The 15,349-nt window shown below is 41.5% G+C and carries 18 protein-coding genes; 2 read left to right on the top strand and 16 right to left on the bottom strand.

Annotated elements, in window-relative coordinates; genetic code table 11:
• Positions 1-54 precede the first annotated feature (54 nt).
• From BA70_RS15290 to acpS, 9 genes are all read right to left on the bottom strand, one after another.
• Positions 55-1,062 carry a PP2C family protein-serine/threonine phosphatase gene (locus BA70_RS15290; RefSeq protein WP_034324011.1) on the bottom strand — a complete coding sequence of 336 codons (1,008 nt, stop codon included), beginning with the start codon at positions 1,060-1,062 and terminating at the stop codon, positions 55-57.
• A 10-nt stretch (positions 1,063-1,072) separates the two neighbouring features.
• Positions 1,073-1,474: an anti-sigma regulatory factor gene (locus BA70_RS15285; RefSeq protein WP_034324008.1), complete on the bottom strand. Its 402-nt coding sequence runs from the start codon at positions 1,472-1,474 to the stop codon at positions 1,073-1,075.
• A gap of 2 nt (positions 1,475-1,476) precedes the next feature.
• Entirely contained in the window at positions 1,477-1,845 is a 369-nt protein-coding gene (gene rsbS, locus BA70_RS15280) for an RsbT antagonist protein RsbS (RefSeq protein ID WP_003214235.1), read from the bottom strand.
• Positions 1,846-1,849: 4 nt separating this feature from the next.
• Positions 1,850-2,680: an RsbT co-antagonist protein RsbRA gene (locus BA70_RS15275; RefSeq protein WP_034324005.1), complete on the bottom strand. Its 831-nt coding sequence runs from the start codon at positions 2,678-2,680 to the stop codon at positions 1,850-1,852.
• Between the two features lie 117 nt (positions 2,681-2,797).
• Entirely contained in the window at positions 2,798-3,148 is a 351-nt protein-coding gene (ndoA, locus tag BA70_RS15270; RefSeq protein ID WP_003214169.1) for a type II toxin-antitoxin system endoribonuclease NdoA, read from the bottom strand.
• Between the two features lie 4 nt (positions 3,149-3,152).
• Positions 3,153-3,434, bottom strand: a complete 282-nt coding sequence (locus BA70_RS15265; RefSeq protein WP_003214273.1) for a hypothetical protein — start codon at positions 3,432-3,434, stop codon at positions 3,153-3,155.
• Positions 3,435-3,724: 290 nt separating this feature from the next.
• Positions 3,725-4,906, bottom strand: a complete 1,182-nt coding sequence (gene alr, locus BA70_RS15260; RefSeq protein ID WP_034324003.1) for an alanine racemase — start codon at positions 4,904-4,906, stop codon at positions 3,725-3,727.
• Positions 4,907-5,045: 139 nt separating this feature from the next.
• The gene (locus BA70_RS15255; RefSeq protein ID WP_149865373.1) at positions 5,046-6,062 is read right to left on the bottom strand and encodes an outer membrane lipoprotein-sorting protein; all 1,017 of its coding nucleotides are present in this window, start codon (positions 6,060-6,062) and stop codon (positions 5,046-5,048) included.
• A gap of 160 nt (positions 6,063-6,222) precedes the next feature.
• On the bottom strand, positions 6,223-6,588 hold the full coding sequence (acpS, locus tag BA70_RS15250; protein ID WP_034323998.1) for a holo-ACP synthase: 366 nt from the start codon (positions 6,586-6,588) through the stop codon (positions 6,223-6,225).
• 94 nt (positions 6,589-6,682) lie between these two features.
• Here acpS and BA70_RS15245 point away from each other — a divergent pair, with 94 nt between their 5' ends.
• On the top strand, positions 6,683-7,288 hold the full coding sequence (locus BA70_RS15245) for a rhomboid family intramembrane serine protease (RefSeq protein ID WP_034323995.1): 606 nt from the start codon (positions 6,683-6,685) through the stop codon (positions 7,286-7,288).
• A 57-nt stretch (positions 7,289-7,345) separates the two neighbouring features.
• Here the strand turns inward: BA70_RS15245 and BA70_RS15240 are convergent, their stop codons facing one another.
• From BA70_RS15240 to BA70_RS15210, 7 genes are all read right to left on the bottom strand, one after another.
• Positions 7,346-8,845 (bottom strand): PH domain-containing protein, encoded by a 1,500-nt coding sequence (locus BA70_RS15240; RefSeq protein WP_034323993.1) that lies wholly within the window; start codon positions 8,843-8,845, stop codon positions 7,346-7,348.
• A complete protein-coding gene (locus BA70_RS15235) occupies positions 8,835-9,314 on the bottom strand; it encodes a PH domain-containing protein (protein ID WP_034323990.1) in 480 nt (159 codons plus the stop codon). The genes BA70_RS15240 and BA70_RS15235 overlap by 11 nt, the downstream gene beginning before the upstream one ends.
• 112 nt (positions 9,315-9,426) lie before the next feature.
• Positions 9,427-10,917 carry a degradosome RNA helicase CshA gene (gene cshA, locus BA70_RS15230; RefSeq protein WP_034323988.1) on the bottom strand — a complete coding sequence of 497 codons (1,491 nt, stop codon included), beginning with the start codon at positions 10,915-10,917 and terminating at the stop codon, positions 9,427-9,429.
• A 165-nt stretch (positions 10,918-11,082) separates the two neighbouring features.
• Entirely contained in the window at positions 11,083-11,421 is a 339-nt protein-coding gene (locus tag BA70_RS15225) for an avidin-fold protein (RefSeq protein ID WP_034323985.1), read from the bottom strand.
• Between the two features lie 127 nt (positions 11,422-11,548).
• Positions 11,549-12,241, bottom strand: a complete 693-nt coding sequence (locus tag BA70_RS15220) for an alpha/beta hydrolase (protein ID WP_034323983.1) — start codon at positions 12,239-12,241, stop codon at positions 11,549-11,551.
• A 26-nt stretch (positions 12,242-12,267) separates the two neighbouring features.
• Entirely contained in the window at positions 12,268-13,632 is a 1,365-nt protein-coding gene (locus tag BA70_RS15215; protein ID WP_034323980.1) for a UDP-N-acetylmuramoyl-tripeptide--D-alanyl-D-alanine ligase, read from the bottom strand.
• An 81-nt stretch (positions 13,633-13,713) separates the two neighbouring features.
• On the bottom strand, positions 13,714-14,796 hold the full coding sequence (locus BA70_RS15210) for a D-alanine--D-alanine ligase (RefSeq protein WP_034323976.1): 1,083 nt from the start codon (positions 14,794-14,796) through the stop codon (positions 13,714-13,716).
• Positions 14,797-14,981: 185 nt separating this feature from the next.
• Here BA70_RS15210 and BA70_RS15205 point away from each other — a divergent pair, with 185 nt between their 5' ends.
• A complete protein-coding gene (locus BA70_RS15205; protein ID WP_034323974.1) occupies positions 14,982-15,302 on the top strand; it encodes a thioredoxin family protein in 321 nt (106 codons plus the stop codon).
• The last annotated feature ends 47 nt before the right edge of the window (positions 15,303-15,349 follow it).

Here is a 15,349-nt window from a genome sequence, read left to right as displayed (position 1 = left end):
ATTCACCTCGAAATTCTTGTTTCATAGAATTTTATATACCCGCATATTCACTTTCTAAACCTTTCTTTTGAGCACAAGTAAAGTGAAGTCATCGTGAAGCTGAAAATCTTGCAGCTTGAGTAAGCTGGCATAGATGGCATCGACCATTTCCTGAGCTGAGTAGGATAGGTGCTCTGCTATAAGCACTTTGATATCCTCCCGCTCTAAGAAACCGTCCTCTGACTTGGATTCTGTTACACCATCAGAGAATAAGATCACCATATCTCCTACGTCCAAGTGCTTCTCATACTGTCTGTAGTCAAAGTCTGGTGCGATGCCAAGGACAAGTCCTCTCGCATCTAAATCGTAAAATTGATTCTCTTTATTGCAATAGAAAAAGCCCGGCTCATGACCAGCCGATGCATATTTAAATTCATGCGTTTCTTTATTATAGCTGCCATAGAACATGGTGATAAACATGCTTGGGTCTACGTTCTGTTCGACAACACGATTAAGGGTTTTTAACACCTTTGTTGGACCGCTTCCTGACTCTGGCAGGGAATCCATCGCATATTTAATCATAGACATACAGAGCGCAGCTGGGATGCCTTTCCCAATGACATCCGCGATCGCGATATTGATTGTATCGTGATCAGTGACGAAATGGTAATAATCTCCACTCATCTGTTTTGCCGGCACACTAATGGCACCAATATCAAAGGTGTCACCCTCTGGAATTTTCGTTTCCAGCAGGGTTTGTTGGACATTTGCCGCAATTTCGATTTCTGATTTAATTTCTTGCTGGATGCCTCTGAGTGTTAAATGTTCCTGGTAGGCAAGTCCGTACCCAATCATGACTTCAATTAAGAAGTCTAGTGAATGAAAGACATCTTCCGGCAAATCAGGGTATAGCTCCTGAATTACTTTTCGGTGAACACTCACTATTTCTTCAGGAGGTATTTGATGCTCAATGGTTTTTCGGCTAAATTTTTGAGCTTGATAAAGCGATGTTTCAGTTAAATCACTGATATAACGACTGAGCAGCTGATGATACCGCTGCTCCATTACCTCCTTAAAATCCATGGTTTCCCTCCTAGCGAAGCCACTTGACAGCTTGTATCTCCGTTCCTTCTTCTGGTGTAGAATCTAATTTAAAATCATCCATCAGTCTTCTCACGCCCGGAAGACCTGCTCCGAGTCCGCCTGATGTAGAAAATCCGTCTTCCATCACTTTGCGTATATCCAAGATACCAGGCCCCTCATCGGCTGCGATGACTTTGAGTCCACGCTTTCCGCGCTCCATCACTTCTTCTATACAAATCTGACCTTTACCAGCGTATAAATAGATGTTTCGAGCTAATTCTGAAATGGCCGTCGTAATTCTTGCTTGGTCAACTGTTCCAAAGCCCAGTTCTTTTGCAACATTTCGTCCCAGTTGTCTTGCCGCGACTATGTCCCATTCCGTCAAAATTTTCACACAGGATTGGTCTTTCATATCTATTCCCCCAATTCCCGCTTCAGTGTCTCAAGCCCTTGTTCAAGATCTAATGCTGTCTGAATTTCTTCCAGTGATATACCAAGTTCAATGAGTGTCACAGCGACTGCCGGCTGTATTCCTGTTAATACAACTTTTGCCCCCATGAGCTTTGACATCGTGATGACATCGCCTAATACTTTTGCAATAAATGAATCAATCATATCAACAGATGTTAGGTCAATGACAACACCGTTCGCTCCTGTTTCATGAATCTTATTGAGTAAATCTTCTTGAAAATGAAGAGCCGTTTGGTCATCAAGCTCCCATTGTATAGAAATAAGAAGACAATTATATAATTTTAAGATTGGAATCTTCGGGTGATTTCTCACTGGGTTATCCCTCCAATGAAACAATTTTTCGATTTGTCATTTCTAAAGCAGTTTGAATTCCTTTTTGAAGGGTATTCTTTGTTGTAACTTGAGATAAATCAATTCCAAGGGTGACGATGGTTTGGGCGATTTCTGGACGAATACCGACCAATAAGCACTTTGCACCTACTAATCTCACAGCCTCTGACGCTTGAATGATATGGTGTGCCACCATTGTATCGACGACAGGTACACCGGTAATGTCGATTAAGACCACCTGTGATCGATGCTTCACGACGCCATTTAACAGATTCTCCATGATCTTCTTCGCACGATCTGTATCAATTGTTCCTACAAGAGGCATGACAGTGATGTGCTCAAACACTGGAATCAGTGGAGCAGATAGTTCCTGTAACGCAATCTTTTGAAGGTTGACGGTTTTCTCCCATGAGATAGAATAGTGATTCAATATTTCGTTATGAACTGGTGAGATGAACCGATCAATTTCCCATATGAGCTCATTACTTCCTTGTTCAGTGTTTTTGTCACTGTTCATTTTTTGATATAAGTGTGAACGGATTTCCGTTAGCCCTTTTGCCAGTAACTTAAGTGATATACCCATTTGTACAATTTTTAAAGCAAAAGATTGCACTTTTTCTTCAAAATCCTCAGCATTCGCCTCTGAAAGGGATGCCAGAATAAGCTGAACATATTCGGAACAAATCGTTTCATACATTTTGTCGTTTAGCATCATGTCCGTTTCTTCTTCTCCGAGTCGTTTGAAGATGTCAGTCCATTCTTTTTCTAATTCCTTTTGGTGCGCTCTCGCAAAAGCTAACACGATATGATTCGACATAATTTACCCCCTACGTACATAAAAAACAATAACTTTCATTCTCTCTCCATTATAGCCTTAATAAAAAATGAACACAAAAAAAAGTTGCTCACAGGAGAGCAACCAAATATCACCATATTAAAAATCAATAAGAGCCAAACTAACTTGTAAGGCTTCATCAACCTTCTCCATCATCTCATCATCAAGATGTGTGATTTTATCTGTCAATCTTTGTTTATCGATCGTACGAATCTGCTCTAAAAGAATGACAGAATCTCGTTCAAAGCCGTAGCGCTTTGCATTGATTTCGACGTGAGTCGGTAATTTCGCTTTTTGTATTTGGGCTGTTATGGCTGCAACGATAGCAGTCGGGCTGAAGCGATTTCCAATGTCATTTTGGATGACCAATACCGGGCGAACCCCGCCCTGCTCGGAGCCAACAACAGGAGATAAATCAGCAAAGTAAACATCACCGCGTTTAACAATCAAATGTTTAACCCCCGCTGACTAATCGCTCAACTGTATTCTCAGCCTCAAACTCTGCGTATTGTGCCTCTGAAGAGATATTCAGATTAATTTTCGCCATCTCCATGTAGCCGCGTCTCATCGATTCACGATTTTGTCGAATATTACGTTCACGAATATACGTTTTTGTCGCTCGGTAGATCAATTCATTTCTTGTTACCTTATCCTGCTCTGCTACTCGTTCGATTTCAGACATCAAAGCCTCGGGCAGTCGAATCTTCATTTCGTTTGTTGCGCTGGATTCAGACAAAAAACATACACCTCCACAAAACTTACGGATACCGTATCGATCCATTCCAAGACTAATCATACCATTATTCAATGCACAAGCAAAGCTGTTTTTCATGTTTCTTATTAGATCATGAAGCAGTCGGCCACCCGTAAATCATGATGATAATGGAGTTCCTCTTTCCCATTATACGCCTTTTTCCGAAAATCATACGGTATTTCCAAAATCTCTAAAAAAGGAGAATATTTATTCCTTCTCTGTAGAATAAAAGAGAACGATGTCGGTTTGGACATCGTTCCCGTAAAAGCTGCTTATAAAAAGCTTGGCCCACCTTGAAGCAGCGGATTACGCACATGAACCCTTTTGCCGTCCTCTTTATATACTCTTGGGACCCGGTGGCCAATCGAGCAAGTGACTTCATAGTTAATGGTTTCAAGCCTTTTTGCAATTTCATCGACTGATACCTTTTCTTCGCCTTGTGAACCAATCAAAACGACTGGTTCGCCTGCTGGAATGTCCTCTTTCAATTCAACCATGAATTGATCCATACATACCCTTCCAGCAATTTTTCTGCGTTTTCCGCCAACGAGCACTTCCGTTCCTGCCAGCTTCCTGATCCAGCCATCTGCATAGCCAACTGGAACTGTGCCAATCCATGTATCTTGATTGGCTGTATAGGTCGCTCCGTAGCTGACACTCTCGCCCTTTCGAATGAGCTTCACATGTGCAAGCTTTGTATGAAGAGACATTGCTTCTTCCAGCTTGAAAGGCAATTCATCTTTGATTTCCTCTGACGGTGACAGCCCATACATACTGATACCAAAGCGAACCATATTAAACAAAACTTCTTTAAACCTTAAACCTGCTGCACTGTTGGCGCAATGAACGAGCAGTTTGTCCGTATGAAGTGGTTGAAGCAATGTTTGAAAGGTGTCCACCTGCATATCAAAGTAGTCCTCATCCTTTTCATCAGCTGTCGCAAAGTGAGTAAATACTCCTTCAAGATGTAAATAGGAATGATCGCGGGAAAGCTCTTTTACTTCGTTCACTTGCGCTAATGTTTTAACACCTAAACGATTCATGCCGCTGTCAATTTTCAAATGAAAACGAAAGGGTTGTCCAATCTGTCCTTTCACTACTTTGACTACATCTCTCAGCCACTCGATTGAGTAAGCGGTCATGATAACATTGTATCTAACGGCGACTTTGACATACTCTGGCGGTACTGCGCCGAGTACAAGAATTGGTGCTTTGATGCCTTTATTTCTTAAAGAAATGGCCTCATCTAAAAAGGCTACCGCTAACAAGTCTGCTCCTGCTTTGAGTGCAGCTCTTGCCACTTCTATATCTCCATGTCCATATGCATTGGCTTTGACAACAGCCATTAATTGAACGTTTTGACCAATATGATCTTTCATATGTGAAACATTATGTTTGATTGCTGTTAAATCAATTTCTGCCCATGTGTCTCTATAAAAGGCATTTGTGTCCATCAGTCACACTTCCCTATTGAATGATTCAATACTTCATTATGATACTAAAAATCAAGAATAATGTGAAACAAATCAAAGAAAATCAGCCCTTGCACAGGGCTGATGTATCATTTTCAAGGCTCTCACCTGAGATATTCATTTATTTGGCTGACTGGCCTTCTACACTTTTTGCGACCATTAAGAGCTCTTCCTTCGATAAATCACTTGAGGAAATTAAGTAGTCGACTCCGTCTGATGTCCAAGAAAGAGATTGATCCGTTAGAACGCCCACTGTCATGCCAAGATCGACTGGCTCGCCGTTCATCGTGACAGGCGTAGACGCTTCTGCCACTCTCGCTTTTTCCTGAATGAGTGTGAAGGATTTCTTCCCGCCATACGTAATCACATAACGTTTCCCAGCATCTGTTGTCATTTCTTTCTCTTCCATCTTCTTCACGCCCTCTGGCATTTCAACTGGTGTTTTCACTGCGAAGCTGTCAGATGGGTCTGCACTTGTGGCGACATCCATTTGGGAGAGTGTCATATTTTTCTTCTCATCAAATGCATCTTTGTCAAAGGATTTATTGAATTCAAAGTGAGAGAATTCTACTTTCACCATTGGCTTTTTGTCGCTATCCAGCACTTTCACACTGGCAGGCGCCATTGTTTTTTTATGAAAGGTAATCTCTTGGGTAGGCAGCATTTGGTTGTGCTGATAATTGGTTTTTGTTTCGAAAATATACTTTGACTCTTTCGCTTTGAACTGAGCTGCACTGTCATTTTTAATGTCTTTCACGAGTGATTCAAATAAATAGACCTGACTGCTATTATTCGGCCAATCACTATGAAAACGGAAGCTTTTGTTCAATGAAGGTGTCAGCACAAACACACCATTGCCATTTCTTAAAATGACTTGACTCTGATCCTTTTTCGGATTTTCTAAATAGACACGGTAAAGCTCCGGCTTCTTGTACCAAATTTCCACCTGATACTCCTGCGGATCATTTCCTGTCTCGATGGTCATTTTTGCTTTGGCTTTGTATGATGTCATTTCCTCTGCCTTTTTGTTTAAATCTCCAACGATATCCTGCTGAGATTTTTGACCGCATGCGGAGAGAATCAGTACAAAAAGGATCCCCGTTACAAGCAAAACAAAGCTTTTTCTCACCCTTTTCAACCCCTTCGTTAATTGTGTTAAAAGGAAGAAACCGCTTGTTTGACTTTAACAGTACGCCTAAAGAGTTAACTGCGTACCGCGAACCATCAAAGCCTGTTAGCAACTCGCCCTTCCTTATCGCACTACCCAATATATGAAGGGGGGACAAACAATATGCAGACTAGCTTGACAACCTTTCGATTAAAACTTGCGCAGCAGCATATTCTTTTGTGTGTGTAATAGACACATGAACCTGGTCTCCCTTCGTTTTCTCGCTTTTGATGAAAGGTTTTCCATTATCATCTTTTTGTATCTCGATGTCATGAAAGCTTAAATGCTGACCGATTCCCGTACCATATGCTTTAGCAAAAGCTTCCTTTGCCGCGAAGCGTCCTGCCAAAAACTCCAGCTGTCTCTTTTCACGTAGCGCGTAAAAGATGTCCTGTTCATTTAAAGTCAAAATTCGTTCTGGTAAACGGGGCTGTCTGCTGAGCACCCGTGACAGCCGGTCGATTTCTACAATATCAATGCCAATTCCTTTGATCATGGGGTACCTCCTATGATACTCGTACTAATTTGGATGTTCGCTTCATAAACGTGTTACTATAAACTTACCATTATCTAGTCAAAAGGGGTTTGTTATGTTTATTCGAACGGAGAGCTTTCAACAATTTATTAGATCGTATCCAATCGTAACAGCGATCCTTGCATTGCAAATAGGTCTGTGGCTTTTATTTGCTATTCCTATCCCTATTATACAGCTTGGGCAGGACCATCTCGTCGGTTTCAATTATGGTGTAGCAGCAGGAGAATGGTGGCGGCTCGTTACCCCTATTTTTCTCCACGGAAGTCTGACACACATTTTGTTCAATTCTATGTCTTTGTTCCTATTCGCTCCAGCGCTTGAGTCTTTGCTTGGTAAGGCTCGGTTTCTCATCATTTATCTTGGTGCAGGGTTCATTGGCAATATCGGAACCTATTGGGTGGAGCCTTTAGAGTATGTACATGTCGGCGCTTCTGGTGCCATCTTTGGTTTGTTTGGCGTTTATCTCTATCTTGTCCTATTTAAACCGCACATGATGGACCGCGGGAATTCTCAGGTAATCTTAACGATTCTTGGTGTCTCTGTCGTCATGACGTTCGTCAACTCGAATATCAATATTATGGCTCACTTATTTGGATTGATAGGCGGCATGATTATAGCACCTATCACCCTATTCTTCCACTCCAAAAAAAGACGCTATTAATCTCATAAAAAATGTCGATCATCCCTTTTGACAAGGAGCTGATCGACATTTTTTAGTTTAAGATGATTGTTTTTTTTCATAGGAATACCAATCAAATACACGTGCAGCATCTTTCTCTTCAAGGTGATGCACACCAAAGGAATCAAGCAGTGCAGAGGATTTCACAAAGGTGTGAATACTCGCCACTCGGCCTTTCTTTTGGAAATAAGATTGAGTCACCGTATAGTTTTGCATTCGTTTTCTCAAAACAATTCCGGTGGTTTTGCCGATACCTCTTGTTGTCAACTGAATCAATGGATCTTTGATCGTATAACCCGATTGCTTATAGGCTAAATAGCCAAAGAATAAAGCAATTGGTAATGGAATCAGTGCCAAATACCCCCACGGCGGAAAACGGACTGAAAGGATCACACCAACGAGCAATGGAACAAATCCGAAAGAGATCAGATAGCGTTTGAGTGAACGCTTTGGTACCTTTTTCAGCTCAGCTTCTGGTGTCAGGTGATATTGATCTGTAAATCGAGACAACAATTCATTGATTTTTTTCTTCCGGATTAGTGGAAATAAGACAGAAGAGGTTTCTTTTTCTGTAATAGAACCTCCTGCACTAACGAGCATCACCGTAGCAAATCCAAAAGGCTCACGGAGAATGTTTTCTTTGATTTTCACTGCTTGAATTCTCGCAAGCGGAATGGTCATTTGATGTCTCTCAATGAGTCCTCTTGTAATGATGATGTCGTTCCCTTTTCGTTTGGCAGCAAAATTAGCATATTGGAGTGCTGTCACCCCAACACTGAGTATCCAAGCAATCAATACGGCTAGAAAAATTAGAATCGCGTAGATTTCAACACTCGCATGACTTAAGAAGGAGAACTGCTTGACGAACCCGTCTAAAGGAAGAATTTCATCTATTTGTGTGTAAATGGCTAGGCAACCAGATATAATCACACCGATCCCGCTTGAAGTCGTAGCCGCCAAAAGTAGCTCTGGTACACCCATACGATAGGAGACGTTGATTTCTTCCTCCACAGGTTTTTGCGCAGCTAGATGATCATGCGGTCCATCCCCTGTTTCACCCGCCATTTCATCTTGTTGCAAGCTTTTCTTCCGGTTGAAAATCGACTGTTTCAATTGTTCTGCTTCTGCTTTCGTAATCGCCGTTAGGCTCACTTCTGGGCCATCCGTCCCGCCTGCCGTTTCGATTTGAACTCGCACCAAACCGAAAATCCGCTGGAAGATGCCTTCACTTGTATTGACCGTTTGAATTCGTTCTAACGATATATATTTTTTCTTTTTCGTAATTACACCTGATTCCACACGAAATTCATCGTCTTCCATCCGGTAAGTGAATCGTCTCCATTCTAAAACGGTTGAAACAGCTTTCCATAAAAGAAGCACACCAAGAATGATAAACGCATAAAAGCGAATACTTGAATTCGAGTTCACAAAAATAAGCACGAAAAAAGGGATAATGAAGTTTTTGATCATGGATACGGCATCTGATATAAAATCAATGAACATCGAGATTGGATGTACACGTTTTGGTTCAGACATCATCTTCCGTCACCCTTGCTAAACGAGATATGTAATCACGAAGCTCATCTGCCTCTTCTAATTCTAACGCTGGAATATCATGAACCGTGGCAGCAGTCGAAATTTGAACAGATGCCAAGCGATAGCGCCTTAAAAGCGGTCCCTGGGATGTATCGACATGCTGGACACGCACCATCGGCACAATCACGCGTGTAACGCGAATCAACCCATGCTGTATTTCAATTTCATTTTCAAATACTTCGTAGCGCCAAATGTGATGACGGATTTTCGGTATGAGCCAAATTCCGAAAATGACCTGTAAGATCCACAATCCGATGAGGATGGCCCCAATCCAATATGGCCATTGAAAATAATAACTAGCAATAAATACCCCAATGATGATGAGTAAGAAAATCAATGAGATAATTCCATTTTGAAGACGCCATACTTTTAATCCATTTAAACTAATTTGACGTTGCGGCTGTTTTCTCACATTCTTCCCCCATTCTCTTACTTTTCTATCAATATATTACGAAACAGAACCTAAAAAGTTTCAATAAGCCTGTTAAAAAAAGCGAACCCTGCAAAGGATTCGCTCTTGTATGTTAATTGTTATAAGATTTCTTTTGACGACGATCGCTAGAAGAACGATTGCGATCATTTGATGAACGTTTTTTATCACCGTAAGATGAACGGCTTTTCCCGCGATAGCCGCCACCGCCGCCACCGTCTCTACGTTTAGAAGAGCTGCGGTTGTTACGATTGCGTTTTGAAATCATTGGTGCTTCATCTGTCAAACGAACTGGCGTTGCATCTGGCTCTTTTGTCATCATTTTGATGGCAGCCGCAACCACTGTGACAGAATCATGATCTTCTAGCAATTCAGCAGCAGCTGTCATGTAGAAGTTTAAGTTGTTTTCACTGATGATCGTGCGTAGACGGTCAACTGTTACTTGCTGTTGTCCTTCAATTGCTTCATCTAGAGTTGGCTCTTTCATACGATCCATTTTACGATTTGTCGTTTGCTCAATCGCACGAAGCATATCTTTTTCACGTGGTGTGATAAATGTCACAGCCATACCTGTACGTCCAGCACGGCCTGTACGTCCAATACGGTGTACATAGCTTTCTGGATCTTGTGGCACGTCGAAGTTATACACGTGTGTCACGCCAGAGATATCAAGTCCACGTGCTGCAACGTCTGTTGCCACAAGCACATCGATTGAACCTTCTTTGAATTTACGAAGCGCAACCATACGTTTCGCTTGAGTTAGGTCACCATGAATTCCTTCAGCTGTATAACCTCTAAGGTTAAGCGCTTCTGTCAATTCGTCAACACGGCGTTTCGTACGACCGAAGACAATTGAAAGCTCAGGCGATTGAATGTCAAGAAGACGTGTCAATGTATCAAACTTCTTACGTTCGTGAATATCCAAGTAGAACTGTTGGATGTTAGATACTGTCATTTCTTTTGCTTTTACTTTTACATGCTCTGGGTTTGTCATGAAACGTTCTGCAATGCGCTTAATTGGTGCAGGCATTGTCGCAGAGAATAAAAGTGTTTGGTGTTCACTTGGTACATTTGAAAGGATCGATTCAATGTCTTCAATGAAACCCATGTTTAGCATTTCATCTGCTTCATCAAGCACAACTGTTTCAACATTTTGAAGACGCATTGTACGACGGTTAATGTGATCGAGTAAACGTCCTGGAGTCCCTACGATGATATGAGGATTCTTCTTGAGCGAACGGATTTGGCGGCTGATATCTTGTCCACCGTAAATCGGAAGAACGCGTGCACGCTTGTCTTGGCCGATTTTGTATAGCTCTTCAGATACTTGAATCGCTAATTCTCTTGTTGGCGCAATAATAATCGCTTGGATATTAGGAGACGCTGGGTCGATTTTTTCAACCAGAGGAATACCAAATGCTGCTGTTTTTCCTGTTCCTGTTTGTGCTTGTCCGATGACATCTTTATTCTGAAGACCGAGAGGAATCGTTTCTGCTTGAATTGGTGTTGCTTCTTCAAATCCCATGCGGTTAATAGCTTTCATGAGACTTTCGCTTAATTGAAAATCTTGAAACGTTATAGTCAAATTATTCAAACTCCTTCTAATTGCTGTTTCAGTAATCTCGTGAATGATCATTAAAAACTGCCCTTTTCTGAAAGGACAGGTCCATTATATACAAAGCCCGAATTACCCTACATTATATCTTACCATTACACTATTTGTTTTTCAACAAGACAGAAATGGATATATCTACTGCTCCACAATGACAGATTCACCTTCACTTTGATCTCCGTCCATCCATTTCCACCTTTCTAACAGTTGAATTTTTCCGTTATCCAGCTGCTTAGGTGTGGAATGACAGGACCCGCTCCTCATGCTACCGTCCTTGCCCACATGGTGGTATCTAAAATGAAGTGTTCCATCCTCTTTCACTGTTCCTACAAGTACGCCAGATACAATACTGCCGCCCTGATATGTCCCCGTTAATATATTCCCGTCCTGACGATATTGAAATATGGTTCCTTCTGATACTTCCCCATTACTCGAATTAGACTGCGGGATAAAGGTTTTTCCGTCATATTGAAGCAACCGAATCGACCACCTTTTCTTTCCTATTGTAACATAGGCCTGTCACTGATTCGACAAAAATGTTGCAGATTTTAACAAGTGGGATTCAATTTATATTAGTTTAGCCACATTTTCGCTTTTCTATATATTAAATTGCTTTTTTTAGAAATTGTTCTACTTTCTCAAACAATTGCTGTGCACATGGCTCGTGACAAACATGATGTTTACAGTCAGGTAAATAAAACATTTCTTTCTGGCGAGATGGGATTTTATGATAAATAAATTCTGCGCTAGAAGCGGGAACAATCCCGTCGCTTTCCCCTTGAACAATCAAGACGGGCAGATGAAGTTTCTCCAGGGAGCTCTTCGTTTGTTTGACCAGCTTCATAAATTCTACAGCAGCTGATAGCGGCGTACTCGTTAGCTTATGACGATATCGATCATACAAGGGGTTCGTATCAATCAACCCAGACAAAGATTCCTTCATCATCTGCCTTGTGTCTTGGATCATCTGTTTTGGGTTCACATATTTTGCCGCAGCACTTAAAAGGACAAGGCGGGCAACCGGATACTTCGCAGCTAAGTAAGAAGCAATCATCCCGCCCATTGAAAAGCCGACCAAATAAATGGTGTCACAAGTTCGGTAGAGGGATAAAAGTTCTAGTTCAGCTGTCGCAATCCACTCTTGATAAAGAATGCCTTTTAACTGAAGTTCCTTCCCATGACCCGGAAGCGTGACAGACTGCACGTTCCAATCTGTCGTCTGCTTTAAATACTGTGCCAGCGGTTCTACCTCATAAGGGGCTCCAGTAAAACCGTGTATACATAGACAGCCAATCATTCTGTCACCTTCTTTGCCGCTAACTTTTATAGTGCAGTAATGACTTCTTCCAATCTCATGCCGCGTGAGGCTTTGACAAGAACAACATCGTCAGGTCCTGCCACTTCAGCTAGTTTTTTCTTCAGTTCCTCTTTGTCCATACATGAGAACACGCGCGCGTCTCCAAATGCTTTCTTCGCTCCTTCAGCAATGAATGCACCAAGACGTCCATACGTCATGACATGATCAATAAACTCAGGCTTGATGTATCGACCTAGTTCATAATGATACGTTTCTTCTTCGCTTCCCATCTCAAGCATATCACCAAGTACTAGAATGCGATTGGCGAAACCGTCCATATCTCCTACAAGATCAATCGCCGCTTTCATGGAAGTAGGACTCGCATTATACGCATCGTTTATGATCGTGATTCCTTTCTCTGTTGTAAACAGCTCAAGACGCATCCCTGTCAATTTCGTTTGCATCAACCCTTGGGTTATTTGTCTTTCATTCAGCCCAAAATGCTGGCCAATGGCAATAGCAGCAAGCGCATTCTTCACATTATGTTTCCCTAATACAGGAATGAGAAACGCCTGAGCGTACCCTTCGACTTGAAATTCAGTTCCTTCTGCAAGCTGATTGATGTGATTCACTCTGATATCACAGTCCTCTGCTTCTCCAAAGGTTTTCACGTTGTGAGTCAGTACATTCGCTCTTTCGCGAAGCAAGGGCTCATCTCCTAAGTAATAAAAAACGCCATCCTCTTTTAACCCTTTTGTGATCTCACATTTTGCATCGGCAATTGCTTCTCTTGATCCTAAATCTTGCATATGAGATTCTCCGACATTGGTGATGACTGCTGCATCAGGCTCAGCAAGGCTTGACAAAAACTCAATTTCACCTTTTGCACTCATGCCCATCTCCAAAACAGCGATCTCTGTTCCTTTTGGCATCGCAAGAATGGTGAGCGGAAGGCCGATATGATTATTAAAGTTGCCATCTGTTTTATGGACTTGATACGCCGTTTGTAATACTGAATGAATCATGTCTTTCGTTGTTGTTTTTCCATTACTTCCTGTAATACCGACAACACGAGGGTTTTCTTCTTTCAAGTATGATTTCGCCAGCTGTTGCAGTGCAGCCAGTGTATCCTCTACAAGAATGACTGGAACGCCTTCTGGCGGATTGGCTTCTTTTTGATCCCAAAGAACAGCTGCAGCTCCAAGCTCCACTGCTTTTGAAGCAAATGTGTGACCGTTAAAGTGTTCTCCAATAAGTGGGATAAACAGTGCTCCTTTTGATACTTTTCGTGTATCTGTTGTCACTCCGTGAATCTGCTCTTCGCCAAAAGATTGATTAGATAGTGTTCCACCAGCCATTTGGGCGACTTGTTTCACTGTACGTTTGATCATGATTTTTCGCCTCTCTTTCTCATTTCACGTTTGAAGGAAAAGAGACACTACCTATAGGATAGTGTCTGCTTGTTGCCCACATTAAAAAGTTGTTTTAATGGTTTGTTTTTCTTGATGGCGTTCAATTGCAAGTGACACCAGCTTTTCAATCAACTCAGGATACTCTACACCAGTATGTTTCCAAAGCAGTGGGAACATACTGAATGGTGTGAATCCAGGCATTGTATTCACTTCATTGATCAGCACTTTGCCTTCCTCTGTTAGGAAGAAGTCTGCACGCACGAGGCCAGCTCCATCAATGGCTTTAAATGCTTTAATCGCCATATCGTGAATCGTCTTGTATTCATCCTCTGAAACACTAGCAGGAATGATCAAGTCTGTATCGCCATCTTCATATTTTGCTTTGTAGTCATAAAAATCTGTTTTAGGTGCAATTTCACCAACAACAGAACATTTCGGCTCGTCATTTCCTAATACACCAATTTCGATTTCTCTTCCAATGACGCCTTCTTCCACGACAACACGACGATCATATTGGAAAGCCAAATCAAATGCTGCTTGAAGCTCTTCTTTGTTGCGACATTTACTAATTCCAACACTTGATCCCATGTTGGCAGGTTTCACAAAGCATGGATAGCCTAGTACTTGCTCCACCTGTTCTAAGCTGTCTGATGTTGTTTTCTCATAGTCTTTTTTATTGAAGGAAAGGTGCTTTGCTTGTGCAAGTCCTGCTTGCGCAAAAACATCTTTCATCATGACTTTATCCATACCCGCAGCAGAAGCGAGAACGCCGTTGCCGACATACGGGATATTTAACAGTTCAAGTAAACCTTGCATCGTTCCATCTTCACCATTTGGTCCGTGCAGCAATGGGAAGACGACATCAATCTTCTCATCAGCTGATGTAGGCTGTGGAAACATGCTCTCATTTAAAGAAGTTGGTAAAAACGTCTTTGCGTTTTGTTCAAATTGAAGCATTTTGACGTTTGATACTGGTTCAGTGAGTTTTTCTCCTCTTAGCCATTCGCCCTCTTCTGTAATATAAATTGGATGTATATCGAACTTCTCAGTGTTAAGTGCTTTTGTTACTGCAAGGGCTGTTTGCAGTGATACATTATGTTCGGCTGACTTTCCGCCGTAAACCAATCCTAAACTTATTTTCAATGGATACTCCCCCCACTAAAATTCATCTTTACTATCTTATCACTTTCAAGCGAAAATGCTCTAATTTATTTTTCTTGTTACGGAATTGAAATGATTTGTAAAGGTTGTAAGCGCCCCCCCGAGCATTTGTATGTCATTCGCCTTTATTTTATATTAAAATGACATTGAAAAGGAGTTGTGACAAATTGAAAAAAATCACAAGTACTGAACAATTCAATGAAATCATTCAATCAGACAAAGAAGTCATCGTTAAATTCTTTGCGACATGGTGTCCTGATTGCACAAGAATGGACATGTTCATTCCAAACATTTTAGAGGCTTATGCTCACCATGAATGGTTTGAAATAAACAAAGATGACTTCCCTGAATTAGCGGAAACCTATCAGGTCATGGGTATTCCCAGCCTGTTAATTTTCAAAAATGGTGAAAAAACAGGTCATTTACACAGTGCAAACGCAAAATCACCCGAAGAAGTGACAGAGTTTCTTCAAGAGCACGTTTCATAATTGATGATAATGAAAGACATCAGCAAACTCTTGCTGGTGTCTTTTTC

It is taken from the genome of Bacillus zhangzhouensis, assembly GCF_000715205.1.
GTDB lineage: Bacteria > Bacillota > Bacilli > Bacillales > Bacillaceae > Bacillus > Bacillus zhangzhouensis.
The sequence above is the reverse complement of the archived record's forward strand: the minus strand, read 5'-3'. Positions and strand labels throughout refer to the sequence as shown.